At 50.5% G+C, this 287-nt stretch carries 1 rRNA gene; it reads left to right on the forward strand.

Annotation, left to right across the window (positions count from 1 at the left end):
* Positions 1-152 (forward strand): 16S ribosomal RNA (locus QP324_RS12015); the annotation flags it as partial.
* Positions 153-287 lie beyond the last annotated feature (135 nt).

The following is a 287-nucleotide window of genomic DNA, read 5'->3' on the forward strand; positions in this document are numbered from 1 at the left end:
TACACACCGCCCGTCACACCATGAGAGTCTGTAACACCCAAAGCCGGTGGGATAACCTTTATAGGAGTCAGCCGTCTAAGGTAGGACAGATGATTAGGGTGAAGTCGTAACAAGGTAACCGTAGGGGAACCTGCGGTTGGATCACCTCCTTACCTTAAAGAACTGTGCTTTGCAGTGCTCACACAGATTGTCTGATGAAAAGTAAATAGCAAGGCGTCTTGCGATTGAGACTTATACGTCCCCTTCGTCTAGAGGCCCAGGACACCGCCCTTTCACGGCGGTAACAG

It is taken from the genome of Corynebacterium sp. UMB0012 (assembly GCF_030216265.1).
Classification (GTDB): Bacteria; Actinomycetota; Actinomycetes; order Mycobacteriales; family Mycobacteriaceae; genus Corynebacterium.